The organism is Ruegeria sp. ANG-R (assembly GCF_000813985.1).
Taxonomy (GTDB): domain Bacteria; phylum Pseudomonadota; class Alphaproteobacteria; order Rhodobacterales; family Rhodobacteraceae; genus Ruegeria.
This window is the reverse complement of record NZ_JWLJ01000001.1, coordinates 842,701-865,423: the sequence shown is the minus strand read 5'-3', so window position 1 is coordinate 865,423 and position 22,723 is coordinate 842,701. Positions and strand designations below refer to the sequence as shown.

The following is a 22,723-nucleotide window of genomic DNA, read 5'->3' as shown; positions in this document are numbered from 1 at the left end:
GGAGTTTGCCTGATGGCCCGCGCTTTTACCCCCAAAGTCGTCACCGCCAACGACCTGCTTGAAGGCGACGTGATTTACCAAACCGAAGATGACCGCTGGTCGCGCGAACTGTCTGAGGCCGAGCTGATCACGGACGAGGCCCACGCACAGGTGCGCCTGCTGGATGCCGCGCGTCAGGCGAACAAGATCGTCGGTGCCTATCTGGCCGATGCCGTAGCCGGAGATAACGGCCCCGAACCCACCCACTTCCGGGAGGATTTCCGCCGGACTGGTCCGTCCAACTATGCCCACGGCAAACAGGAATCCTCCCCGCAGCCCCGGGCCTGATCTCTGGCCCATCTCTCTCCCCTTTCAAGGCCCCGGGTCCGGGGCTGCAACTAAGGACAGCTAGATATGTATCGCTACTCCGAGTTCGACACAGCATTTTTGGCAGAGCGCAACGCACAGTTCCGCGCACAGGTTGAGCGCCGCATCGACGGTTCGCTGACCGAGGATGAATTCAAACCCCTGCGCCTGATGAACGGCCTGTATCTGCAATTGCACGCCTACATGCTGCGCGTCGCCATTCCTTACGGCACGCTGAACAGCGCGCAGATGCGCCAACTGGCTCTGCTGGCCGAGAAGTGGGACAAGGGCTATGGCCATTTCACCACCCGTCAGAACATCCAGTACAACTGGCCCAAACTGAACGACGTGCCGGATATGCTAGACGCGCTGGCTGAGGTTGGAATGCACGCCATTCAGACCTCTGGCAACACCATCCGCAACGTGACCGCCGACCACTTTGCCGGTGCCGCCGCGGATGAGGTCGCTGATCCCCGCCCCTATGCCGAACTGCTGCGCCAGTGGTCGACCGACCACCCGGAATTCCAGTTCATGCCGCGCAAGTTCAAGATTGCCATCACCGGCAGCGAGAATGACCGCGCCGTGATCAAGGCGCATGACATCGGCCTGCAATTGGTCGAGCGCGACGGCGTTCTGGGTGCCCGCGTTATCGTGGGTGGCGGTCTGGGCCGTACGCCGATGATCGGCAAAGAGCTGTCCGAGTTCGTCGCCTTTGACGATCTGCTCGCCTATCTTGAGGCCACCGTTTCCGTGTGGAACCAGATCGGTCGCCGCGACAACAAGTACAAAGCCCGCATCAAGATCACCGTGCATGAACATGGCATCGACGCCATCCGCGCCAAGGTGAACGAGCGCTTCCTGCAGGTCCGCCCGCAGTTCAAAGGCGCGGATATGAACCTGCTGGAAGAGATCAAGGGCCACTTTGCGGCGCCCGATTTCCGTCAGGGTTCGGTCGCGTCGTTCGAAAGCGCATACACCAACGATCCGGTCTTCCGGTCGTGGGTCGACACCAACATCGCGCCGCACAAGAACGCAGACCACGCGATCGTCACAATCTCGATCAAAAAGCATGGGGCAACGCCGGGCGATGCGACCGCCGAGCAGATGCGCGTGATGGCCGATCTGGCCGAAGAGTTCGCCTATGACGAGTTGCGCATCAGCCATGAGCAGAACGTGATCCTGCCGCATGTCCACAAGTCGGACCTACCCGCGATCCACGCGAAACTGAAGGAATACGAACTGGCGACCGCCAATATCGGCCTGATCAGCGACATCATCGCCTGCCCCGGCATGGATTACTGCGCGCTGGCCACGGCGCGTTCGATCCCGGTTGCGCAGGAAATCGCGACCCGGTTTGAAGATCTTAAGCTCGAGCATGATATCGGCCACCTGAAGATCAAGATCTCAGGCTGCATCAACGCCTGCGGCCACCACCATGTGGGCCATATCGGCATTCTGGGGTTGGATCGCGCAGGTGTTGAAAACTACCAGATCACGCTGGGTGGTGACGCGACCGAAACGGCGGCTATTGGCGACCGCACCGGGCCGGGTTTTGCCTATGACGAGATCGTTCCAGCGGTCGAGCGTATTGTTGAAACCTATCTGGAACAGCGCGACAGCGCCGAAGAAACGTTCCTGGAAACCTATCGCCGCGTAGGCATGGCACCGTTCAAGGCGGCGCTCTACCCCGAGGCACGGGCCAATGCCGCTTGACCTGATCCAGACGGAACTGGGTGTTGACCGCGCTGAATTGACCGAAAAGGTCAACGCGCTGAACGACCAGTTCCGCCACCACAGCGCCCATGATGTGATGCATGGCGCGCTGGAAGAGATCGAAAGGCTGGCGCTGGTCTCCAGTTTCGGGGCCGAATCCGTGGTGCTGCTGCACATGGCAGCGGTGGTCGACAAGATGACGCCGGTGCTGTTTGTGGATACGCAGATGCTGTTTGCTGAGACGCTGGAATACCAGCATGAGGTCAGCGAGCGGCTCGGCCTGAAGAACGTCCAGATCATCCGTGCGGATGACGAGGATATTCAGCGTGGCGATCCATACGGGTCCTTGCGCCTGCGCGACACCGATGCGTGCTGTAACTTGCGCAAGACATTCCCGCTGCAAAAGGCCCTGTCGGGCTATTGCGGCTGGATCACCGGGCGCAAACGGTTTCAGTCGGGCACGCGCGCGGCGTTGGAGTTCTTTGAGGTCGAAGACGGCACAGGCCGGATCAAGGTCAACCCGCTGGCCCATTGGGCACCCGAGGACGTGCGCGCCTATATGGAAGAAAACAACCTGCCCCGGCATCCGCTGGTGGCCAAAGGATACCCTTCGATCGGCTGTGCGCCCTGCACATCCCCGGTCAAAGAGGGCGAAGACCCCCGCGCCGGACGCTGGCGTAACAAAGATAAGGAAGAATGCGGCATTCATTTTGTCGATGGCAAGATGGTGCGCGTTGGAGAACAGACATGAATGTAATCGTTACCGATCAGGGTTTTGCCCCCGACGACTGGACCGATGGCTTTGTCACATTGGAAGATGCCGCAAATGACGTGGTGGCCTTGGATGTGGCTTCGGACACCGATCCGGATGAACTAATCGACAGATTGGGCAGTGCCCAGATGGTCCGGGTGGATTTCCCCTCCTCCGCGGATGGGCGCGGATTTACCATTGCCCGGACGCTACGCCTGAAGGGATACACCGGCAGACTTCGCGCCAAGGGTCATGTGTTGGCAGATCAGTACGCAATGGCGCGGCGATGCGGCTTTGACGAGGTTGAGATCGACGATGCGCTGGCCAATCGCCAGTCTGAGGATCAGTGGCTGGCCCGTGCCAACTGGCAAGAGAACAATTACCAGGCCCGCCTGCGCGGCTAAGACCGACATCGCCAGCTTGTGACATCAAAGGGGCACTAAGCCCCTTTTCCTGACTTGGATCAAAGATTAAACGGAGATGTCGGTTTAGCAGACCGACAGAGAAAACGATGACAGAGATGAAACCCGTGAGTGAAGCCACCGCCGTAAAGGCCCCCGTTCTGCCGGATGCCCAGACCGTAACTGATGTGAAGCATTGGACCGACAGCCTGTTTTCTTTCAAAGTGTCGCGCCCCGCCTCACTGCGTTTTCGTTCGGGCGAGTTCGTGATGATCGGCCTGCTGGGAGACAACGGCAAGCCGCTGCTGCGCGCCTATTCGATTGCCTCGCCTTCGTGGGACGAGGAACTGGAGTTCTACTCGATCAAGGTGCAGGACGGCCCGCTGACCTCGAAACTGCAGCACATCAAACCCGGCGATCAGATTATCCTGCGGCCCAAACCTGTTGGCACTCTGGTTCACGACGCCCTGCTGCCCGGCAAGCGTCTGTGGTTCTTCGCCACCGGCACGGGCTTTGCGCCCTTCGCCTCGCTGCTGCGTGAACCGCAGACCTACGAGGATTATGACGAGGTCATCATCACTCATACCTGCCGCGAAGTCGCCGAGCTGGAATATGGCCGTCAGCTGATCGAAAGCATCCGTCAGGACGAAATGCTGGCCGAACTGATGGGCGAAGGGTTTGCTGACAAGATCCGCTATTACCCGACCACCACTCGGGAAGAGAGTCCCAAGATGGGTCGTATTACCGATCTGCTGAAAGACGGCACCGTTTTCGCCGATCTGGGTATCGAAGGTGGCATCAAGCCAGACACCGACCGCGCCATGGTCTGTGGTTCGCTGGCCTTTAACCTGGATATCAAAGAGATTCTTGAAGAATTCGGCCTGCGCGAGGGTGCAAACTCGGACCCCAAAGAATTCGTGATCGAAAAAGCCTTTGTCGGCTGATCTTTCCGGCCGGTCAGGTTTTCGTCGGCCTGACCGGCCAGTTCACACCGTAAAAGACGGGTTTTTCGCGATTTTCGCCCCTTATGCCGCTTGAAACGCCGTTCGCACCGGTCTAAATTCCGGGCTCGAAATTCTGCAATCATCAAAGGAATGAACCCATAGCTCGCAGACCTCACAACGCGCCGCCACAACGTGATACCGGCCCGCGCGTCAATGATAAGATCCGTGCTCCCGAAATTCGCCTGATTGGCGCCGAAGGTGAAAATGTCGGGGTGGTTCATCCCGCGAAAGCCATGCAGATGGCTGCCGATGCCGGCCTCGACCTGGTTGAGATTTCACCCAACGCGAACCCGCCGGTCTGCAAAATCATGGATTTCGGCAAGTTCAAGTACGAACAGCAGAAACGCGAAAGCGAAGCCCGCAAGAAGCAAAAGATCATCGAGGTGAAAGAGGTCAAGTTCCGGCCCAACACCGATACGCATGACTATGACGTCAAGATGCGCAACGTGTTCAAGTTTCTTGAAAACGGCGACAAGGTCAAAGTCACCCTGCGTTTCCGCGGCCGCGAAATGGCACACCAGAATCTGGGGCGTGAGCTGCTGGAGCGTGTGGCCGAAGACGTCAAGGATCTGGGCAAGATTGAGAACATGCCCAAGATGGAAGGCCGTCAAATGATCATGATGATCGGCCCGCTTCCACAGAAGTAAGCGCTCTTGTGATAGAATGACAAAAGCCCCTCCGTCATCGAAGGGGCTTTTTTGTTGCCTGGCTCTCGGGCAGGATCAGATGACAGCGGCAATCGCCCGATCCAGTTTGTCGACAAGCTCGATCAGTTGCTCATCTTCAATGATAAAGGGCGGCGCGAGCAGGATATGATCGCCGTTGCGGCCATCGCGGGTGCCGGACATCGGATAGCAGACCAACCCCTCTGCCAGAGCCGCCTTTTTGATCTTGGGCGCCACGCCAAGCGATGGATCGAATGGTGTTTTCGTGTCGCGATCCGCGACAAGCTCAATCCCTCGGAACAGGCCGCGGCCGCGAATATCCCCGACATTCGGGTGCTGTCCAAATTTGCTTTCCAGCATGGTCTGCAATTTGCCCCCCATCACACCAGCCCGTGCTGGCAACTCACGGTAGGTCAGTTCCCGTACAACGGCCAGAGCAGCCGCTGTCGCGACCGGATGCCCGATGTAAGTATGCCCATGCTGGAAAAAGCCAGACCCATCCCGGATCGCATCGTAGATCTGGCCCGAACACAGCATTGCTCCGATCGGTTGATACCCTGCCCCAAGCCCTTTGGCGATACAGAGGATATCCGGCGCCACCCCGTCATGGTCGCAGGCAAACAAGTGCCCCGTGCGCCCCATGCCACACATCACCTCATCGAGGATCAGCAGAACACCGTATTGATCGCAAATCTCCCGGATGCGCTTGAAATACCCGTCGACCGCCGGTACGGCCCCTAGGGTCGCGCCGACTACAGGCTCTGCCATGAAGGCCATCACCGTCTCGGGACCAAGGCGCAGGATTTCCGTCTCCAACTCGTTCGCAACGCGCTGACCGTAGTCAAAGCTGCTCTCGCCCTCCGGTTTTTCCGCGTATTCATAACAGGGCGCGATATGAGTCATCTCGATCAGCATCGGGGCAAACTGCGCCCGCCGCCATTCGTTGCCGCCCGCAGACAGAGCCCCCAATGTGTTGCCGTGATAGCTTTGCCGGCGGGCAATGACATGGCGACGTTCAGGCTGACCCGTTTCCAGATAGTATTGCCGTGCCAGTTTGATCGCAGCCTCGGTCGCCTCTGACCCGCCCGAGACAAAATACACCCGATCCAGCTCACCGGGTGCATGTTCGATCAGCAGGTCAGCCAGTGCTTCAGCCGGTTCCGAGGTCATGAAACCAGTATGGGCAAACGCAATCTGCTGCACTTGCTCCTGCACTGCTTTGACAACGGCAGCATTGGAATGACCAAGGCACGAGACTGCGGCGTCCCCGCAATCCAGATAGCGACGACCCGTCGAATCGATCAGATAACAACCGTCTCCTCCGGCTGCGATCGGCAACTCGGATTTTGTGTGGCGCGGAAATACGTGACTCATTTCGCAGTCCTTTTCAGAAGATCAACCAGCGCCGCGACGGATGCGGCATTGTCAGCCCAGGTCTGGCCATCCGAACCTGCAAGGCTGTTTTCAAAACCAACGCGAACATCCCCGCCAAGCTGCGCGGCTTTTTGCAGGCACTTGTGTTCCAGCGCCCCAAAAGCGCAGATCATCCACGGGTCGGTACTTTCCGGAAATGCATCCAGATCTTCAGGTTTCGATTCCTGCGCAGTGGAATAGCGGCCGAGAACCAATAGACGTTCGGTCTGATCGGATTTCACCAGCCCATCTTTTCGCCAGCGGGTCAGCAACTCGGCATCATCGGCATCATAGAGGATATGCTGAACACGGGTCCCTTGGTCGGCACATAAGCTGTAGACCCTTGGCGCAAGCTCAGGTGAGCGCGCGATCTCTCGCACGGATATCGAAGCCCAGTCCGGACGAGCTTGTTTCAGACAATCGAATTGAGCTTGGACGTCAAAGATACCCGCAGCTTCGGTGGTAATCTGAATATCCACCTGCGGCGCTGCACGGTGTAGCTCGGTAATTGTCTCGCGATACAAGCCCGCATCCAAGGAATGCTGGCCAGACTGATCGCGAACATGCAGATGAAGGCCATTCGCACCCGCCATGCCACACGCTTTCGCGGTTTCGACCGTCTCAGCCATTGTTATCGGAAGGGCGGGATGATCCTTATGCCCCCTTCGCGCTCCATTTGGCGCCACCAATATATATGGCAGGGTTTCGCCCCCCGCTATCCCGGAACCAGCTTCTGACATCGTGCAACCTGTTTAGTCTGATCTCGAATTATACACTGCGATTGCGTTTTCAATTTGCATTCTTCATAACATTTGTTTTTCTTACCTCATGCAACACACACCAACCCAACTGACAGAGCAACTGCGCCAAAATATCGATGCCCTGCCCCGACAGATGCAGGTTGCCGCAAAATACATCATTGACCATCCCGGTGACTTTGGGCTCGACCCGGTTCGGGTTACGGCCCAAAAAACCGGCATAAGTTCCAATGTACTCGTGCGCCTCGCGTATCGTCTGGGTTTCGACAGTTTCGAGGCGTTCCGAAAGCCGTTTCGCCAGACCCTTGTCACCGACCGTGAGGACCGGCTTGGCCAGGACTGGCTCAGTCGCATGAGATCGGGTGACGATTTCAGCGCGACACAGGCCGGGCTTGCGCAAAATGAGTTGAACGTGGTGACCCGCTCCCTTCGCCTTGCAGACCCGGCACTGATACAACAGATCACGGATCACATGATTTCAGCAAAACGCTGTTTTATCACGGCGACCCGGGCCAGCTATGCATTGGCCTACTATTTTCACTATGCGGGCCGGATGGCGCATCCCGGGTTTCAGCTGATCCCTCGACATATGGGTTCAGCCGTTGACGACTTGCTCGAGGCCGACACAGCAGACTGCCTGTTTGCGATTACTGTTCATCCCTACTCTTCGGACACCATCCAATCCATGCGCTTTGCGCGCAAACGCGGTATGCGCATCGTGCTGTTGTCGGATAGCGAAATCATTGCCCCCGGCGTGGACCCGGACGTCGTGCTGCCCGTCAGCATCCGGACACAGCATCACTTCTCCAGCTTCTCCGGGGCTATGGCTGTACTCGAATGCCTGCTTGGCCACCTCTTTGTCGCAGGTGGCTCGGCTGCGCGCGACCGCGTAGACCGCTATCAGACTGCCCGAGAAGATACCGGGGCATATTGGCGGCCCGCAAAACCGCCCAGAGTAAGAAAACGTTAGAAGCCCCGGGCATCCGCCGGGGCTCCTAAAACGCCGGGAGACCAGCTTAGGCGCAGGATTCGACGGCGCGTTTCGTCATTACGCTGACCAGATGTGCACGGTACTCTTTGCTCCCATGCAAATCTCCGATCATGTTCATCGGATTAATCCGCAACCCCATCAGGGCATCAGTGCGAAAGTCCTTGTTCAGAGCTTCCTCGGCTTCAGACCACCGGAATACGCCGTCTTCGCTCGCACCGGTCACAGCAACCCGCACGCCGCCGGCGAACCGGGCAAGGTATACCCCAACCAGCGCGAAACGGGACGCCGGCTGCAAAAACTTCTGATAACTCGCGGCCTGCGGCACCGGGAAGCGGATCGAAGTGATAATCTCTCCTTCATCCAGAGCCGTGGTGAACATGCCCTGAAAGAAGTCATCCGCCGCCATCTGGCGCGTATTGGTCACGATCGTCGCCCCCGAGCCCAGGACGCCTGCCGGATAGCAGGCCGCCGGGTCATTATTGGCAACCGAACCGCCGATGGTGCCACGATTGCGCACTGCCGGATCACCGATCTGACCAGCCAACGCAGCCAACGCCGGATAGCTGCGCGCCGCGTCTGCTGCGACACGCGCGTGGGTCGTGGCCCCACCAACGGCCACCGAACCATCATCCTCAACGCAGACACCCTGCATCTCGGCAATCCCACTGACCGAAACCAGCTTTGAGGGTGCTGCCAACCGTTGCTTCAACGTGGGGATCAGAGTCTGCCCACCCCCCAACGCCTGCGCATCCTCACCCCCCAACGCGGCGACCGCGTCAGCGATGGTCGAGGGCTTTTCAAACTCGAAATTGTACATTTCGCTTTTCCTTTCCGAAGAACGCAAACCCGCTCTTCATCTGGCTATAAATATCCCGGGGAGCGCGAGGGGCTGACCCCTCGCACCCCAACCTCTCAACCGTGCATCGCCGTCCAGACACGCGATGGACTCATCGGCATATCGATATGATCGACCGCCCTGCCACCCGAATTCAGCGCATCCAGGACCGCGTTGACAACGGCAGGCGGCGAACCGATGGCTCCGGCCTCACCGCAGCCCTTCACACCCAGCGGGTTGTGCGTACAAGGCGTCTGACTGGAATGATCGACCGCATAGAACGGCAGATCATCAGCGCGCGGCATGGCGTAGTCCATGAAGGACGCGCTCAGCAGTTGGCCGTTCTCGTCATAGGCGCAGTTCTCCAGCAGCGCCTGACCGATACCCTGACCAATTCCGCCATGCACCTGACCGTCCACGATCATCGGATTGACGATGTTGCCAAAGTCATCCGCGGCGGTGAACTTCTCGATGCTGACCTGACCGGTCTCGGGGTCTACTTCGACCTCGCAGGCATAGGCACCAGCCGGAAAGGTAAAGTTGGCCGGGTCGTAGAACGCGGTTTCCTCCAGCCCCGGCTCAACCTCCAATGGGAAGTTGTGCGGTACATAGGCCGTCAGTGTCACATCACCCCAGGCCACAGACTTGTCGGTACCCGCGACGCTGAACTGACCATCCTTCAGTTCGATATCGGTCTCGGAAGCCTCGAGCAGATGAGCCGCGATCTTCTTGGCCTTGTCGATTACCTTTTCAGTCGCCTTGACCATGGCCGAACCACAAACCGCCAGCGAGCGTGAGCCATAGGTGCCCATGCCGAACGGGATCTTCGAGGTGTCGCCATGTACAATCTCGACCATCGACTCATCGATGCCGATCATGTCCGCCACAACCTGCGGAAAGGCGGTCTCATGCCCCTGCCCGTGGCTGTGAGCGCCAACCATGACGCTGATCGAACCGGTGGCGTTTACCCGCACCGTCGCCGCATCATAGAGACCCGCACGGGCCCCCAGCATACCAACGATGTTCGATGGCGCGATGCCGCAGGCCTCGATATAGCAATTGACGCCGAGACCGCGCAGCTTGCCATTGGCCTCACTCTGTGCACGTCGTGCGGCAAAGCCAGCCAGATCGGCTGCGGCCTCAAGCTTGTCCATCGTCCCGTTGTAATCCCCGGTGTCATAGGTCAGCGCGACCGGCGTGTCATAGGGGAATTGGGTGATGAAATTCTGGCGACGCAGAGCAATCGGATCAACGCCCAACTCACGAGCTGCTTTGTCGATGACGCGCTCCAACTGATAGGTCGCCTCTGGCCGACCCGCACCGCGATAGGCATCGACTGGCACCGTGTTGGTGAACATTGCCTTCACATTCACCTGAATGACCGGCGTCTTGTAGTTGCCCGCCATCAAAGTGCCATGCAGCCAGGTAGGAACCGAGCTCGAGAAGGTCGACAAATACGCTCCCAGATTCGCATAGGTATTGGTGCGCAGACCTGTGAAATTGTTATCCGCATCCAACGCGAGCTCAATTGTACTGACGTGATCACGACCTTGCGCATCCGACATAAACGCCTCGGACCGGCTGGCGGTCCATTTTACCGGGCGGTTGCAGGCCTTGGCGGCGAAGGTACAGAATGCCTCTTCCGCATAGTGGAAAATCTTGGTGCCAAAGCCACCGCCCACGTCCGGAGCGACCACCCGCACCTTGTGCTCAGGCAAGCCCAGAACAAAGGCGCACATCAGCAGCCGGATCACATGCGGGTTCTGCGAGGTGGTGTAGAGCGTGTACTCATCTGTACCCCGGCTGTACTCGGCCACGGCCACGCGCGGCTCCATCGGGTTTGCGACCAGGCGGTTGTTGATCAGATCCAGAGTGGTGACATGGGCCGCGTTGGCAAAGACCTCGTTGACCTTGTTGTTGTCTTCTTCGCCCAGATGCCAGTCATAGCAGATGTTGTTCTTCAGATCCTCATGGATAAGCGTCGCGCCCTCCTGCGCTGCGGCTTTCATATCCAGAACGGCCGACAGTTCTTCGATATCCACCTCAATCGCTTCGGCGGCATCGCGGGCTTGTTCAAGACTGTCTGCCACAACAGCGGCAATGGGATCGCCTACATGGCGGACCTTGCCTTGCGCCAGAATGGGATGCGGTGGTTCCTGCATTGGAGCACCGTGTCGGTCGGTGACTTCCCAGCCGCAGGGCATTCCGCCCACGCCCTCAAAGTCCTTGCCGGTGAACACCTTCACCACCCCCGGCATACCCTCGGCCGCGGAGGTGTCGATATTGGTGATCCGGCCATGTGCGATGTCGGACCGCAGAAAATGCACATAGGCCTGGCCATGTACGTTGATGTCGTCGGTGTAATTGCCTGCTCCGGTCAGAAAGCGTACGTCCTCGCGCCGCTTGGAACTGGCTCCGATGCCACTGTCTTTGGGCATTGCTTGTTCTCCTCCCTGGAAAAGAATTTTCGTCGAAAATTCTTACCCGCCTCACTCGGCGGCGATGCTGGAAACGTCCTGGCCAGATGCAGCCATGATCGCCTTGACGATGTTGTGATAGCCCGTGCACCGGCACAGATTGCCCTCAAGGTATTTGCGAATTTCGCCTTCGGTCGGGCGCGGATTTTCCTTGAGCAGTGCAGCAGCGCTCATCACCATGCCCGGCGTACAGAATCCGCATTGCAACCCGTGATGATCCTGGAAGGCCTGCTGAATGACATTCAGCGCGCCATCTTCTGCAGCCTGCCCCTCAATCGTGCCCACATCCGCACCGTCAGCTTCGAGCGCCAGCATGTTGCAGGATTTGATCGCCTCGCCATTCACATGCACCACGCAGGCGCCGCATTGCGCCGTATCGCATCCGACATGCGTCCCGGTCAGTGACAGATGATCACGCAAAAAGCTGGACAATAGCGTCCGGCCTTCAACGTCACCGCTAACGGCTTTACCGTTCACGGTCATCGAGACCTGTGTCATGAAATCCTCCCAATTTAGTGTTTTTCCCTTGGCCCCGAGTTAAACACGGGAAATTTTGTTTGAGAACAAAAATATTTGCCCGTTTTTTCCACAACTTCTCTACTCAGCCTTCTGATGATGGCATAAGCGAAGGGAAGGGCAAAAATGCCCTTACGTCACTTTTCTCTGGCGGCGCGTGGCTGTGGCCGGGTCGGAATTTCCTTCAACAGCCCGCCGACCCCCATCGCGGCTATGTCAGCGCCCGTCGTCTCGACCCCGCAAGCGACGCGAGACAACACCCAATCCGCCCCGTTCAACGCGGGTGAGCGGGCGCATCCGGGCAAACCGATAACCGGGCGGTCGCGCAAAAAACCCAGAAACAGAAGGTTCCCGGGATCTACGGGCATCCCGAACCGGTCAATGGCACCACCTGCGGCCCGTACAGAGGCTGGCGCCACATCGTTTTCATCCGATGTTGCCGACCCAGTTAAAATCATGACAATCTCGCCGCGGATGCAAGAAAGCGACGCTGCGAGATCGCCCATCCGATGCGGCACGACCTGAACGTCGGACAGGTCCATGCCCAATGCCTCAACCCGACCACGGATGGCGGCGATACCTTTTTCATTGGACGGCCCGCCAGCAATTTCTGTCACGATCAGGCCAGCACTCTTGTGCTTGGGAGTTTCTAGTCGGATAGTATCCTGCGCTTGTTGTACCGCGCTTTGCACGTCGGATTCAGGCACGGCATAGGAAATCACCTTGATCGTCGCCACCATGCCACCTGTTGTCATCTGCTGATATTGCGGCACCGTCGCGACTGTGATCATCGGATTGACCTGATTGAAACGTTGCAAGGCATCGGTATCCAGGACCGCCACGCCCGGCCCGTCGGCCAACAGGTTGACCCGTCCGGTAAACGCTTCGGTGACGCGTAGATTGGCCCCGACCGGATTCGGGACAAGGGCCGCCGCCAGCATTGCCGCCGCCTCATCCTCGTGGCAATCGCCGGGTTCCATCCGGGCGACAGTTACCTCTGCCAGACCGGCTTGCTGAAGATCGGCAATATGTCCGGGCGACAGCGTCACACCTTTTCGCAACTTGCGATCACCCACTTTGACCGAATGGGCCAGAATGGCGCCATAAGCGTCGGACAAAGGAACTGACCCAAACTTCACGCTTTGCCCCGCAGAACCGCAGTCATTTGCGCAAGAACGGCCACTGCGATCTCGGACGGGCTGGCCGCGCCGATACCCAGACCGACCGGCCCGTGAATCCGCGCAATCTGTTCGTCCGTGAAACCCGCCTGTTTCATCCGGTCGATACGTTTGGAATGTGTGCGTTTGGAGCCAAGAGCGCCGATATAAAACACGTTGGCCGACAAAGCGGCCTGAAGCGCGGGGTCGTCCAATTTGGGATCATGGGTTAACAGAACGAGCGCTGTTCGCGCGTCGAGACCCAGCTTGGACACAGCCTCATCCGGCCAATCCGTCAGGACGGTTTCTCCGGGGAAGCGTGTATCCGAGGCAAATGCCTCGCGCGGGTCGACAATCGCCGGGTCATATCCTGCGATCCGTGCCATCGGCACCAGCGCCTGCGCGATGTGCACAGCTCCGACCACGATCAACCGAAGCGGAGGATTGTGGACTGCGACAAAGGTTTGGCCATCCTCCTCGAACCCGGACCTGTCCATGCGCAAGCGCTCGGCATAGGCGTTGCGGCGAAGTGCGCGATGGCCGGTTTCAACATTGACTTCATAAGCCAGAGGGTCCCGCCGCGCCCGCGCCGCTACCAGTTCGGCCAACATCGGTTCGGGCATGACGCTGCCGATCGGCTCAACGAGGACGCGGATCGTCCCTCCGCAGGCCAATCCAACCGCAAATGCATCTTCATCGCTTACCCCAAATTCCAGCAGCCGCGCCTCACCTTCCTCGATGGCTTCCAATGCCTCGACAATCACAGCCCCCTCGACGCATCCGCCCGAGACCGATCCCTCAATCCGACCGTCACCGGCGATAACCAGCTGCGCGCCAACTCGACGCGGCGCGCTGCCCCAGGTTTCGACCACGGTGGCCAAAGCCGCCCCTTTGTCGGCGCGATACCATTTCAATGCGGTTTCCGGGCTGTTGTCGAATCGTTCCATTGAGACCTCCGACCGTGCTTCGGTTCAACATAGTTAGGTTTATCGCAATGAAAAGCGGTCATAGGGCGGGATTTCCGGCGCTAACAAGCCGATTTTGATTTCACATTCACAAAGCATTGATTGTTGTGGGGCCGCATCCTAGCCTTCGGACAATTCCGGGCCATGCTTGGAATCACCCCTACATATTTCAAAGCGGAGACAAACAGTTGAAACGCATTCTTACACTGGGAACGGCGATTGGCATGATGGCTGCCAGCGCCGGTTGGGCTGACACATTTCTGAAGTACGGTGAAGTTGAGGGCTGGAAGGTCTTCATCGATCAGGACAAGAAATCCTGCCTGATCGAAGCGGTCGATGACGCGGAAAACGTTGTACAGATGGGCCTGACTGAAGATCGCGGCGTTGGCTATGTGGGCGTTTTCACCAAAGCCAAAACCAACATCAAGAAAGGCGAGAAAGAGGCTGTCGCCATCCTTCTGGGTGACGACCTCTATGTCGGTGAGGCCACCGGCATGAAAGGAAACATCACCAAGGGCTATTCAGGCGGATACGTTCTGTCCGATGATCCGCAATTCGCCGAAGATCTGGCCAAGAAAGAGGTGATGATCGTATTCCCGGAAAAAGAGTTCGCCTTCACCGTCGATCTGACCGGCACCTACAAAGCCATGGAAATGGCCCGTAAATGCAATGAAGAACAGCTGTCGTAACGGCTAATCGGAGAGCGCGGCCATCAGCCGCGCTTTCTGCCCCTGATCATCGGGCTGCGAGATCACGGAGGCCAAATCTTCCAGCGACGCAATCGAATGCCCGGCGCGGAAGCTATCGACATGCGGGAGCATCGTCACCACCCCTTGCGCTTTCGGTGCGAACCCGTCCCAACGCAGCAGCGGGTTCAGCCAGATCAAACGCCGCGACGACAGATGCAGGCGTTCAATTTCTTTTTTCAGCAAATCCGGGTCGCCCCGCTCGAGCCCATCGGTGATCAGCAACACCACCGCCCCCTGTCCCATAACACGCCGCGACCAGTCGCGGTTAAACTGGTGCAGGCACTCTCCGATCCGGGTTCCGCCCTCCCAATCCTGTGCCTCGGCCCCGGCAGCGGCCAGCGCCGCGTCAACGTCGCGCTGGTGCAGGTGACGGGTGATGTTGGTGAGCCGGGTCCCGAATGTAAACGCGTGCACCTTGGCCCAGCCTGCGCCCTTTGCGTTCGAAACCGAGTGCAGGAAATGCAGGATGATGCGGCTGTACTGGCTCATCGAACCGGAGATATCGCACAGCGCCACCAAATTGGGCCAGCGCGGTTTGGGGTGCAGGCGCGCGATGTCGTGTAGTTCGCCGCCCTGCCGCATGGCGGATCTGAGGGTTCGGGCGCGGTCGATGCGGTTACCGAGATGATTGGCTTGCCCACGTCGCGACTCGATGGGTTTGACCGGCAAGGTCAGCCGCGAAAGGAGGCGTTTGGCCTGCGCAATCTCGGATGTACTCATCTGCTCGAAATCGAGGTTGCGCAAGCGTTCTTCGGATGACGCGGTCTGGGTCGCGTCAATTTCAATCTCGCTTTCCGCTTCCTGTTCGGTCGTTTCGGGCGAGTCGCGTTCGACGCCATCCAAGAGCGCCTCAGCCGCGCGTTTTTCCGCCGCATCCGCTTTGCGTTCCTCTTGCACGCCCCGAATGGCAGGCAGCATCATCGACATCATGTGTTCAAGATAGCGCGGGTCGCGCCAGTACAATCGAAAGACCTGTGCGAAGACGGTCCGGTGTTCTGGCCGGTTCACGAAACACGCGTGTAGCGTCCAGTAGAAATCTCGTTTCTCGGTGAACCCCGCAGCCTGCACCGCACGGATCGCATCGATCACCCGCCCGGTTCCGATCGGCAAGCCTGCTTTACGCAAGGCGCGAGCGAAATGCGTGATGTTTTGTGCCAGCTTGGGGTTGTCTGGAATATCAAGCGTGAGTTGTTCGGCCATCAAACCCTCGAAATATCTACAACCGGATGACGCATCAGGCCGGTTCGAGATCAGCTTTCGCCTGATCGAGAATACGCTTGGCTTCGGACCCTTGCAGCTTTTGGATGTCGTCCTGGTATTTCAGGATGGCCCCCAACGTGTCGCCGATGACTTCGGGGCTGAGGTTGATGACATCAAGCGCCAGCAGGCATTTGGCCCAGTCGATGGTTTCGGCGACGCCGGGTTTCTTGAACAGGTCCTCGGTGCGCAGACGCTGAACAAAGGCCACAACCTCGCGGCTCAGCGCTTCTGCCGCTTCGGGCGCGCGGGCGTGCAGGATTTCGATTTCGCGGGCAAAGTCCGGGTAGTCGACCCAGTGATAAAGGCAGCGGCGTTTCAACGCATCATGGACCTCGCGCGTGCGGTTCGAGGTGACGATCACGATGGGCGGTTCGGGCGCTTTAATGGTGCCAAGTTCGGGGATCGTGACCTGAAAGTCGCTGAGCGCTTCCAGCAGAAAAGCCTCAAAGGGCTCATCGGTTCGATCCAACTCATCTATCAGTAAAACGGGCGCACCACCCGACTCGGGGCGCATCGCCTGCAGCAAAGGGCGCTCAATCAGGTAGTCATCCGAGAACAGTTCGGACTGCAATACGCCCCGATCCGCGCCGCCCGAGGCTTCGGCGGTTCGAATGGCGACCATCTGCGCGGGAAAGTTCCACTCGTAAACTGCCGAGGACGCATCAAGCCCTTCGTAACACTGCAAACGGATCAAGCGGCGCCCAAGCCCCGCGGCCAGCGCCTTGGCAATTTCGGTCTTACCAACGCCCGCCTCGCCCTCCAGAAACAGCGGCCGACCAAGTTTCAGCGAAAGAAACACAACCGTCGCCAAAGCCCGGCCACAGACGTAACCCTCCGAGCCCAAAAGGTCCTGCACGGCATCGATGGAGTTTGGTTGTGTCATGAGGTTCCCTTTTTTCTCCGCCCCAACAGGTCATGACCACCACCAGAGGTCAAGACCGCCGTCCGTCAGTGACTTACGACGATCCGTCTCATCGGCAAGGGTCAGAGGGTCTTTCACCACCCAAGCGGCTGTGCTAGCCCGGGGCCATGACCCATTCCCTGACGATCCGCCGCCCCGATGACTGGCACCTGCATCTGCGCGATGGCGCGATGCTGAAAGCCGTCCTGCCTGAAACCGCTCGCCATTTTGGCCGTGCCATCATAATGCCGAATCTGGTTCCGCCTGTCGTGACGGGCGATCACGCCGCAGCTTATCGCGAGCGTATTCTGGCTGCCCTGCCGGAAGATATGGCGTTCGAGCCGCTGATGACGCTTTACCTGACCGAGGACACGGACCCCGGTGATGTGGCCGCAGCACATGCCAGCGGGTTGGTCAAAGCGGTTAAGCTGTACCCAGCCGGTGCAACGACCAATTCCTCTTCGGGTGTTCGCGATTTCGACAAGGTGCGCCCGGTGCTGGAGAAGATGGCCGAGATCGGTCTGCCGCTGTGCGTGCACGGCGAAGTCACGGATGCCGAGATCGATATCTTTGATCGTGAGGCCGTGTTCATCGACCGCGTTCTCGATCCGATCCGCAGGACAACGCCCGGGCTGCGCGTGGTGATGGAGCACATCACGACGTCAAACGGTGTGGACTACGTAAAGTCGAATGAGACGGATCTGGGCGCGACCATTACGACGCATCACCTGATCATCAACCGCAACCACATTCTTGTGGGTGGCATCAAGCCGCATTACTACTGCCTGCCGGTCGCGAAGCGCGAAGAGCATCGCCTTGCCTTGCTGACCGCAGCGACTTCGGGTGATGCGCGCTTCTTCCTTGGCACAGACAGCGCGCCGCACACGGACGCCAACAAGGAAATGGCCTGTGGCTGTGCAGGCTGCTTCACCGCGACGAACACGATGTCACTGCTTGCCGAAATGTTCGAGCGCGCGGAGGCGCTGGACAAACTCGAGGCGTTTGCTTCGCTCAACGGCCCCGCCTTCTATCGCCTGCCGGTGAACGACGACACCATAACGCTGACCAAAGGCGATGAGGTTGTCTATCCCGCCAAAATCGAAAGCGCAGACGGTCCAGTCACAGTGTTCGCCCCCGGCTTCCCGCTGCATTGGCGGGTGGATTAATCGGTCAGCCTGTTCGCCAGATCTGCTGCGCGCCCACCCGTGCGCAGCATCAACCAGATGGCGTCCGCCTCATCGCCGCCGATCAGCTTCGACGCTTTATCCCTGACCCGATCTTCGCGATCAGGCAGCGACATCGGGGCCAGCAGATCATGGCTGGCCTCACGACGCACGCCATCGCGGCGTAACAGGGACAGGTGGGCCTGAGTTTCCGACTGGCTTTCATCTGCCTCGACCGTGATCCGATCTCGCAGCGATTGCAGCCTTGGATCAGCGCAAATTTTGTCGGAATAGCTGCCCGGTAACGCCGTATCATAACCCATCGCTTGCATCGCGATCACTGTGCGGTACGAAAACTTTGCTCCCAAACCGCTGGTTGGCTGGGGCTGATTGCAAACGCTCATCCAGCGGGGATGAGTTCTCACCTTGATTTCAGCCACCTCGGGTTCGGCGATATCAAGATCACGTGCAGCCTCAAGCGCCGCGTGCAGACCGTGGCAACAGGCATGAAACTTGTGACTGACGCTTTCGAACAGCCACTCATCCCCAAGCCCATTAAGCGCGGCGGACGTATCGTCCGCCCCCAAATGAGTCGCCCCAAAACCGAACGGTCCCTCCAAAGCATGGGAACCGGGTTGGAATCCGTTGCGGATCAGCTGGGCCGCCTCGACACCGTTTGAAGCGGCCAGCCCCGCGTTGTAGGGCTTGCCCATGGTCCCGAACTGCGACTTCTGTCCGGATGCTCTTGTTGCGGTCAGCCCCAACAGATCACGCATCTGCTTGGCATCGAAGGACATAATGCGCCCAGCAGCTACGGCAGCCCCAAACGCGCCCGCCGTGGCGGTCTGGTGGAAGCCCCCCTGATAGTGATCGCGGCCTAGCCACAATCCGACGCGGATCGAAAGTTCCATCCCGACAAGCGCTGCTTCAAGCAAATCGACCAGCGGCCGATCCTCCCACGCGGCAAGCGCGAGGGCGGCAGGGAACACGGCAACCGATGGATGACCGATATGGGCAAAATGGGTATCGTCATAGTCAAGCGCGTGGGAAACGGTACCGTTTACCAAAGCCGCAGCGCGTAGCGGTGCATCACCACCTCCAAAAAGACGCGCCTGCGCTGCACCGCTCTCGGCCAGAATCATCTGGCGGATGATGCGGGAAACCGGCTCATCTGCCCCGGCACGCCCCACGGCGAGCCAATCCAGCGCGGAAAGAGAGGTCACGATACGGGCCTGCGACGTTGTCGACACAGGACCCGAGGCGAACGCGGCAAGGGCGGAGGTCAAATCGGTCATGGGGCGCAGTCTAGCGTGCGCCGCCCGGGCGTAAAGCCTCAGCCGTAAAGGGCCTCGGCGCGCTGTTCGAACGCGCGGACAATACGATGCATGGCTTCGTTGAACACCACACCAATGATTCCCTGCAGAACTGCATTCTTGAACTCGAAATCGACGTGAAACGAGACGTTGCAGCCATCATCCGTATCCTCGAACTCCCAATCCGAGCGCATGTATTTGAATGGTCCGTCCAGATATTCGGTATCGATCCGTTTATGCGCATCAAACAAGGTCACGCGACTGCCAAACCGTTCCCGAAAGACTTTGAACGAAATCACCAGATCAGCCTCCATCACCTGTCCTTCGCCTGCAGCATAGCTGCGGCGAATACGGGCAGCGGCACACCAGGGCAGAAATTCTGGGTATTTCGCCACATCCGCGACCAGATCATACATCTGCTGAGCGGTGTAAGGCAGCGGGCGGGTCTCGGAATGGGTTGGCATGATATCCGGGATTAACTGGTGACAATGGCGCGTGATTTCGTATGTTGCGCGCCAAAGATCAAGGGGGCAGCGATGAGCCAGCGCGCATATGTGATAGATGAGATGATCTCGGCCAAGGCAATTGCCGCACGGATCGAGGAACTTTGCCGCGAAATCACGACCGAGTTCGGCGGCACCGACAAGCTGGTCGTCGTCGGCCTGCTGCGGGGCAGCTTCGTCTTCATCGCCGATCTGGTGCGCGAGCTTGATCTACCTATCGAGGTCGATTTTCTTGAAGCCTCATCCTATGGCGACGCGATGGAAAGCAGCCGCGAAGTGCGTATTCTCAAAGACTTGCGCGGCGCAATTGAAGGGCGCGACGTGCTGGTGGTCGAAGATATCGTGGACACCGGTCATACCCTGAACCATGTCACCAAGCTGCTGCAGAGCCGCAAGCCACACCGGTTGAAATCCATCGCGCTTCTGGACAAGCCCAGCCGGCGCGAGGTCAACTTTCGCTCGGACTGGATCGGATTTGAAATTCCCGATGAATTTGTCGTGGGGTATGGCATCGACTATGCGCAACGCAACCGCAACCTGCCATTTATTGGCAATGTCCGATTTGTCGAAGAACAGGACGGATGAATCTGCGCCACTTTCTCCGCATGTCTCAATGGGGGCGAAACCCGCCCTCGGAACGGCGGGTGAAGCTGGTTTTCGGCGCAATCCTTATCTGTCTGGCGATAGCCGGAGTTGAATATATGGGTTGGTGGCCCGACTGGGCGCAAAGCCAGCCCAGAAAGCTCAGGCCGTAAGCGTCTGCTCGATGGCTGCCAGAAATATATCGGTCCCGATCGGGATCAGGGCATCGGGAAAATCATAGTCGGGGTTGTGCAGTTGCGGGTGATCACGCCCGGCGCCCAGCCAGAACATAGCGGTCTTTGCACCTTTGCCGAACTGCCCGAAATCTTCCGAGAACCTCTGTGGAGTTGGCACCAACCTGCACGGCACGTCGCGGGTACGACAGGCATCACTAAGAATCTGCACGGCTTCGTCGGAATTGCTGCAGGCCTCGAATATGTCGGCATAGGTGATTTCAGCAGTCAATCCCTGCGCTTGCGCACGTGCATTGACGAGATGCTCAGCCTCGCGGACCAAATCGGCCATGCGCGAATCCGAGACAGTGCGTAATGTCACCCAAAGCTCGGCCATGCCTGGCGCGACGCCGAACGTGGCCTCGCCCAGACGTGCGTGGGTTACAGTTGTCAGCGCGTAATCTGCGTCCAGCGCACCACCCTGCCCTAAACCGGCCAAAGCAGGCATCAGCTCTGCCAGCGCTCCGGCCGGTGACAGCCCATCCTGCGGGGCCGCCGCGTGCGAGGTTTTGCCCGTCAGTACGACGCGCATCCCGCGTGAGGCGCAGTTGGCCGGACCCGAGCATAGTTCAACCGCCCCCAGTTCCAGCCCTGGCAGGTTGTGCAGAGAAAACACATAGTCAGGCGCTATATCCGCGAATTTGGGATCAGCCCGATAGGCCGTCGCACCCTGCCCTGTTTCTTCTGCGGGCTGAAAGATCAAAACGACCCGCCCCTTTGTCGGGCGTTTATCTCCAAGCACGAAGGCCACGCCCAACACCATCGCCATATGCCCATCGTGCCCGCACAGATGCCCCCTACCAGGGTATTGCGAAGCATATCTGGCACTTGAGATTTCCTGAATCGGCAAACCGTCCAGCTCGCATCGGATTCCGATGGTTGGTCCGGGATGTCCGCTGTCGTAGATCGCGGCAACGCCATGGCCGCCGATACCGGTCAGAACGGCGTCGGGTCCACAGACTTGCAAAAGGTTGGATATGCTTGCTGCCGTGCCGCGTTCCTCGCCCGAGAGCTCAGGCACCTGATGCAACTCGTGGCGCTTTTCGGTCAGCCAGGATTGAAGCTCGGGTTTCACCCCTGACCCAATTTCTTCTGCCGGGCCTCGCGCAGGCGGGCAAAGTCATCACCTGCGTGATACGATGACCGGGTCAGAGGCGTCGCCGAGACCATGAGGAAGCCCTTGCCGAAAGCGGCTTTTTCATAGGCGGCGAACTCTTCAGGCGTGACGAAACGGTCGATGCCGTGATGCTTGGGCGTTGGCTGAAGATACTGGCCGATGGTCAGAAAATCGATATCAGCTGCGCGCATGTCGTCCATCACCTGGCGAACCTGCTGCTCGTCCTCTCCCAACCCGACCATGATGCCCGATTTGGTGAAGATGGACGGGTCCATCTCTTTCACCCGCTGCAGCAGACGCAACGAATGGAAATATCGCGCACCGGGACGAACCTGAGGGTAAAGGCCAGGCACCGTTTCCAGATTGTGATTGAACACATCCGGCTTGGCTTCGACGACGACTTCAAGCACCGACGGATCGCATTTCAGGAAATCCGGCGTCAGAATCTCGATCGTTGTCTTGGGCGACCGGTGCCGCACCGCGCGAATGGTCTGCGCGAAATGCTCGGCCCCACCGTCCAGCAAATCGTCCCGGTCAACCGATGTGATGACCACATGGTTCAACCCCAGCTTCTGTACCGCATGAGCCACGCGCCCCGGTTCAAACGTGTCCAACGTATCGGGTTTGCCTGTCGCGATGTTGCAGAAGGTACAGCCGCGCGTGCAGATTTCCCCCATGATCATCATGGTTGCGTGACCCTGGCTCCAGCACTCACCCACGTTCGGGCATCCGGCCTCTTCGCAGACAGTGACCAGATTGTTGTCGCGCATGATCTTGTGGGTCTCGGCATATCCCTCGCCACCGGGCGCTTTGACGCGAATCCACTTAGGCTTGCGCGGGGCAGCATTGTCAGGTCGATGCGCCTTTTCGGGGTGTCTTTGCTCGGGTATTTTCAGATCACGCACGGCTGG

At 58.9% G+C, this 22,723-nt stretch carries 23 protein-coding genes; 10 read left to right on the top strand and 13 right to left on the bottom strand.

The features are described from left to right. Positions 1–12 precede the first annotated feature (12 nt). From RA27_RS04295 to infC, 6 genes are all read left to right on the top strand, one after another. On the top strand, positions 13–327 hold the full coding sequence (locus RA27_RS04295; RefSeq protein ID WP_039535274.1) for a DUF2849 domain-containing protein: 315 nt from the start codon (positions 13–15) through the stop codon (positions 325–327). A 66-nt stretch (positions 328–393) separates the two neighbouring features. After that, positions 394–2,058, top strand: coding sequence for a nitrite/sulfite reductase (locus RA27_RS04290; RefSeq protein ID WP_039535272.1), 1,665 nt, complete (start codon positions 394–396; stop codon positions 2,056–2,058). Continuing rightward, a complete protein-coding gene (locus RA27_RS04285; RefSeq protein WP_039535270.1) occupies positions 2,048–2,809 on the top strand; it encodes a phosphoadenylyl-sulfate reductase in 762 nt (253 codons plus the stop codon). Before RA27_RS04290 ends, RA27_RS04285 begins: the two co-directional genes overlap by 11 nt. Continuing rightward, positions 2,806–3,213: a DUF934 domain-containing protein gene (locus RA27_RS04280; protein WP_039535268.1), complete on the top strand. Its 408-nt coding sequence runs from the start codon at positions 2,806–2,808 to the stop codon at positions 3,211–3,213. Before RA27_RS04285 ends, RA27_RS04280 begins: the two co-directional genes overlap by 4 nt. 107 nt (positions 3,214–3,320) lie before the next feature. Next, positions 3,321–4,154, top strand: a complete 834-nt coding sequence (locus RA27_RS04275; protein ID WP_039535267.1) for a ferredoxin--NADP reductase — start codon at positions 3,321–3,323, stop codon at positions 4,152–4,154. Between the two features lie 158 nt (positions 4,155–4,312). Beyond that, positions 4,313–4,861: a translation initiation factor IF-3 gene (gene infC, locus RA27_RS04270; protein ID WP_082025024.1), complete on the top strand. Its 549-nt coding sequence runs from the start codon at positions 4,313–4,315 to the stop codon at positions 4,859–4,861. A 75-nt stretch (positions 4,862–4,936) separates the two neighbouring features. Here the strand turns inward: infC and RA27_RS04265 are convergent, their stop codons facing one another. Together RA27_RS04265 and RA27_RS04260 are read right to left on the bottom strand one after the other, a co-directional pair. Next, positions 4,937–6,253 carry an aspartate aminotransferase family protein gene (locus RA27_RS04265; protein ID WP_039535266.1) on the bottom strand — a complete coding sequence of 439 codons (1,317 nt, stop codon included), beginning with the start codon at positions 6,251–6,253 and terminating at the stop codon, positions 4,937–4,939. Beyond that, entirely contained in the window at positions 6,250–7,032 is a 783-nt protein-coding gene (locus RA27_RS04260) for a 3-keto-5-aminohexanoate cleavage protein (RefSeq protein WP_052265167.1), read from the bottom strand. Before RA27_RS04260 ends, RA27_RS04265 begins: the two co-directional genes overlap by 4 nt. Before the next feature lie 88 nt (positions 7,033–7,120). Between RA27_RS04260 and RA27_RS04255 the strand changes: the two genes are divergently transcribed. Then, entirely contained in the window at positions 7,121–8,020 is a 900-nt protein-coding gene (locus tag RA27_RS04255) for a MurR/RpiR family transcriptional regulator (RefSeq protein WP_039535265.1), read from the top strand. 46 nt (positions 8,021–8,066) lie between these two features. Here the strand turns inward: RA27_RS04255 and RA27_RS04250 are convergent, their stop codons facing one another. From RA27_RS04250 to RA27_RS04230, 5 genes are all read right to left on the bottom strand, one after another. Beyond that, positions 8,067–8,858: a xanthine dehydrogenase family protein subunit M gene (locus tag RA27_RS04250; RefSeq protein ID WP_039535264.1), complete on the bottom strand. Its 792-nt coding sequence runs from the start codon at positions 8,856–8,858 to the stop codon at positions 8,067–8,069. 95 nt (positions 8,859–8,953) lie between these two features. Next, positions 8,954–11,314: a xanthine dehydrogenase family protein molybdopterin-binding subunit gene (locus tag RA27_RS04245; protein WP_039535260.1), complete on the bottom strand. Its 2,361-nt coding sequence runs from the start codon at positions 11,312–11,314 to the stop codon at positions 8,954–8,956. 51 nt (positions 11,315–11,365) lie between these two features. After that, positions 11,366–11,851, bottom strand: a complete 486-nt coding sequence (locus tag RA27_RS04240; RefSeq protein ID WP_039535259.1) for a (2Fe-2S)-binding protein — start codon at positions 11,849–11,851, stop codon at positions 11,366–11,368. Positions 11,852–12,006: 155 nt separating this feature from the next. Then, entirely contained in the window at positions 12,007–13,008 is a 1,002-nt protein-coding gene (locus tag RA27_RS04235; RefSeq protein WP_039535258.1) for a molybdopterin-binding protein, read from the bottom strand. Next, entirely contained in the window at positions 13,005–13,973 is a 969-nt protein-coding gene (locus RA27_RS04230) for an XdhC family protein (RefSeq protein ID WP_039535257.1), read from the bottom strand. The genes RA27_RS04235 and RA27_RS04230 overlap by 4 nt, the downstream gene beginning before the upstream one ends. 206 nt (positions 13,974–14,179) lie before the next feature. Here RA27_RS04230 and RA27_RS04225 point away from each other — a divergent pair, with 206 nt between their 5' ends. After that, entirely contained in the window at positions 14,180–14,680 is a 501-nt protein-coding gene (locus RA27_RS04225) for a hypothetical protein (protein ID WP_039535256.1), read from the top strand. Positions 14,681–14,683: 3 nt separating this feature from the next. Here RA27_RS04225 and RA27_RS04220 read toward each other — a convergent pair whose 3' ends face one another. Then, positions 14,684–15,940: a VWA domain-containing protein gene (locus RA27_RS04220; protein ID WP_039535255.1), complete on the bottom strand. Its 1,257-nt coding sequence runs from the start codon at positions 15,938–15,940 to the stop codon at positions 14,684–14,686. A 34-nt stretch (positions 15,941–15,974) separates the two neighbouring features. After that, the gene (locus tag RA27_RS04215) at positions 15,975–16,883 is read right to left on the bottom strand and encodes a MoxR family ATPase (protein ID WP_039535254.1); all 909 of its coding nucleotides are present in this window, start codon (positions 16,881–16,883) and stop codon (positions 15,975–15,977) included. 146 nt (positions 16,884–17,029) lie between these two features. On the opposite strand from RA27_RS04215, the gene pyrC reads away from it, so the two are divergent. Then, positions 17,030–18,067, top strand: coding sequence for a dihydroorotase (gene pyrC, locus RA27_RS04210; RefSeq protein ID WP_039535253.1), 1,038 nt, complete (start codon positions 17,030–17,032; stop codon positions 18,065–18,067). Here pyrC and RA27_RS04205 read toward each other — a convergent pair. Both RA27_RS04205 and RA27_RS04200 read right to left on the bottom strand, forming a co-directional pair. Next, positions 18,064–19,359 (bottom strand): MmgE/PrpD family protein, encoded by a 1,296-nt coding sequence (locus tag RA27_RS04205; RefSeq protein WP_039535251.1) that lies wholly within the window; start codon positions 19,357–19,359, stop codon positions 18,064–18,066. The genes pyrC and RA27_RS04205 overlap by 4 nt on opposite strands. A 38-nt stretch (positions 19,360–19,397) precedes the next feature. After that, complete coding sequence (locus tag RA27_RS04200; protein ID WP_039535249.1) at positions 19,398–19,841, bottom strand: type II toxin-antitoxin system RatA family toxin; 444 nt, start codon at positions 19,839–19,841, stop codon at positions 19,398–19,400. A gap of 72 nt (positions 19,842–19,913) precedes the next feature. Here RA27_RS04200 and hpt point away from each other — a divergent pair, with 72 nt between their 5' ends. Further along, positions 19,914–20,465 (top strand): hypoxanthine phosphoribosyltransferase, encoded by a 552-nt coding sequence (gene hpt, locus RA27_RS04195; RefSeq protein ID WP_039535247.1) that lies wholly within the window; start codon positions 19,914–19,916, stop codon positions 20,463–20,465. Between the two features lie 159 nt (positions 20,466–20,624). On the opposite strand, the gene RA27_RS04190 is transcribed toward hpt, so the two are convergent. Continuing rightward, entirely contained in the window at positions 20,625–21,770 is a 1,146-nt protein-coding gene (locus RA27_RS04190; protein ID WP_039535245.1) for an amidohydrolase, read from the bottom strand. Continuing rightward, on the bottom strand, positions 21,767–22,717 hold the full coding sequence (gene lipA, locus RA27_RS04185) for a lipoyl synthase (protein ID WP_039535243.1): 951 nt from the start codon (positions 22,715–22,717) through the stop codon (positions 21,767–21,769). The genes RA27_RS04190 and lipA overlap by 4 nt, the downstream gene beginning before the upstream one ends. Positions 22,718–22,723 lie beyond the last annotated feature (6 nt).

Coding starts and splice junctions, on each gene's coding strand:
- RA27_RS04265 (WP_039535266.1), bottom strand. CDS start 6,253: ATGAGTCACGTATTTCCGCGCCACACAAAATCCGAGTTGCCGATCGCA.
- RA27_RS04220 (WP_039535255.1), bottom strand. CDS start 15,940: ATGGCCGAACAACTCACGCTTGATATTCCAGACAACCCCAAGCTGGCA.
- RA27_RS04240 (WP_039535259.1), bottom strand. CDS start 11,851: ATGACACAGGTCTCGATGACCGTGAACGGTAAAGCCGTTAGCGGTGAC.
- RA27_RS04230 (WP_039535257.1), bottom strand. CDS start 13,973: ATGGAACGATTCGACAACAGCCCGGAAACCGCATTGAAATGGTATCGC.
- RA27_RS04260 (WP_052265167.1), bottom strand. CDS start 7,032: ATGTCAGAAGCTGGTTCCGGGATAGCGGGGGGCGAAACCCTGCCATAT.
- RA27_RS04215 (WP_039535254.1), bottom strand. CDS start 16,883: ATGACACAACCAAACTCCATCGATGCCGTGCAGGACCTTTTGGGCTCG.
- RA27_RS04275 (WP_039535267.1), top strand. CDS start 3,321: ATGACAGAGATGAAACCCGTGAGTGAAGCCACCGCCGTAAAGGCCCCC.
- RA27_RS04290 (WP_039535272.1), top strand. CDS start 394: ATGTATCGCTACTCCGAGTTCGACACAGCATTTTTGGCAGAGCGCAAC.
- RA27_RS04245 (WP_039535260.1), bottom strand. CDS start 11,314: ATGCCCAAAGACAGTGGCATCGGAGCCAGTTCCAAGCGGCGCGAGGAC.
- RA27_RS04200 (WP_039535249.1), bottom strand. CDS start 19,841: ATGCCAACCCATTCCGAGACCCGCCCGCTGCCTTACACCGCTCAGCAG.
- hpt (WP_039535247.1), top strand. CDS start 19,914: ATGAGCCAGCGCGCATATGTGATAGATGAGATGATCTCGGCCAAGGCA.
- RA27_RS04285 (WP_039535270.1), top strand. CDS start 2,048: ATGCCGCTTGACCTGATCCAGACGGAACTGGGTGTTGACCGCGCTGAA.
- RA27_RS04205 (WP_039535251.1), bottom strand. CDS start 19,359: ATGACCGATTTGACCTCCGCCCTTGCCGCGTTCGCCTCGGGTCCTGTG.
- RA27_RS04255 (WP_039535265.1), top strand. CDS start 7,121: ATGCAACACACACCAACCCAACTGACAGAGCAACTGCGCCAAAATATC.
- RA27_RS04295 (WP_039535274.1), top strand. CDS start 13: ATGGCCCGCGCTTTTACCCCCAAAGTCGTCACCGCCAACGACCTGCTT.
- pyrC (WP_039535253.1), top strand. CDS start 17,030: ATGACCCATTCCCTGACGATCCGCCGCCCCGATGACTGGCACCTGCAT.
- RA27_RS04280 (WP_039535268.1), top strand. CDS start 2,806: ATGAATGTAATCGTTACCGATCAGGGTTTTGCCCCCGACGACTGGACC.
- RA27_RS04250 (WP_039535264.1), bottom strand. CDS start 8,858: ATGTACAATTTCGAGTTTGAAAAGCCCTCGACCATCGCTGACGCGGTC.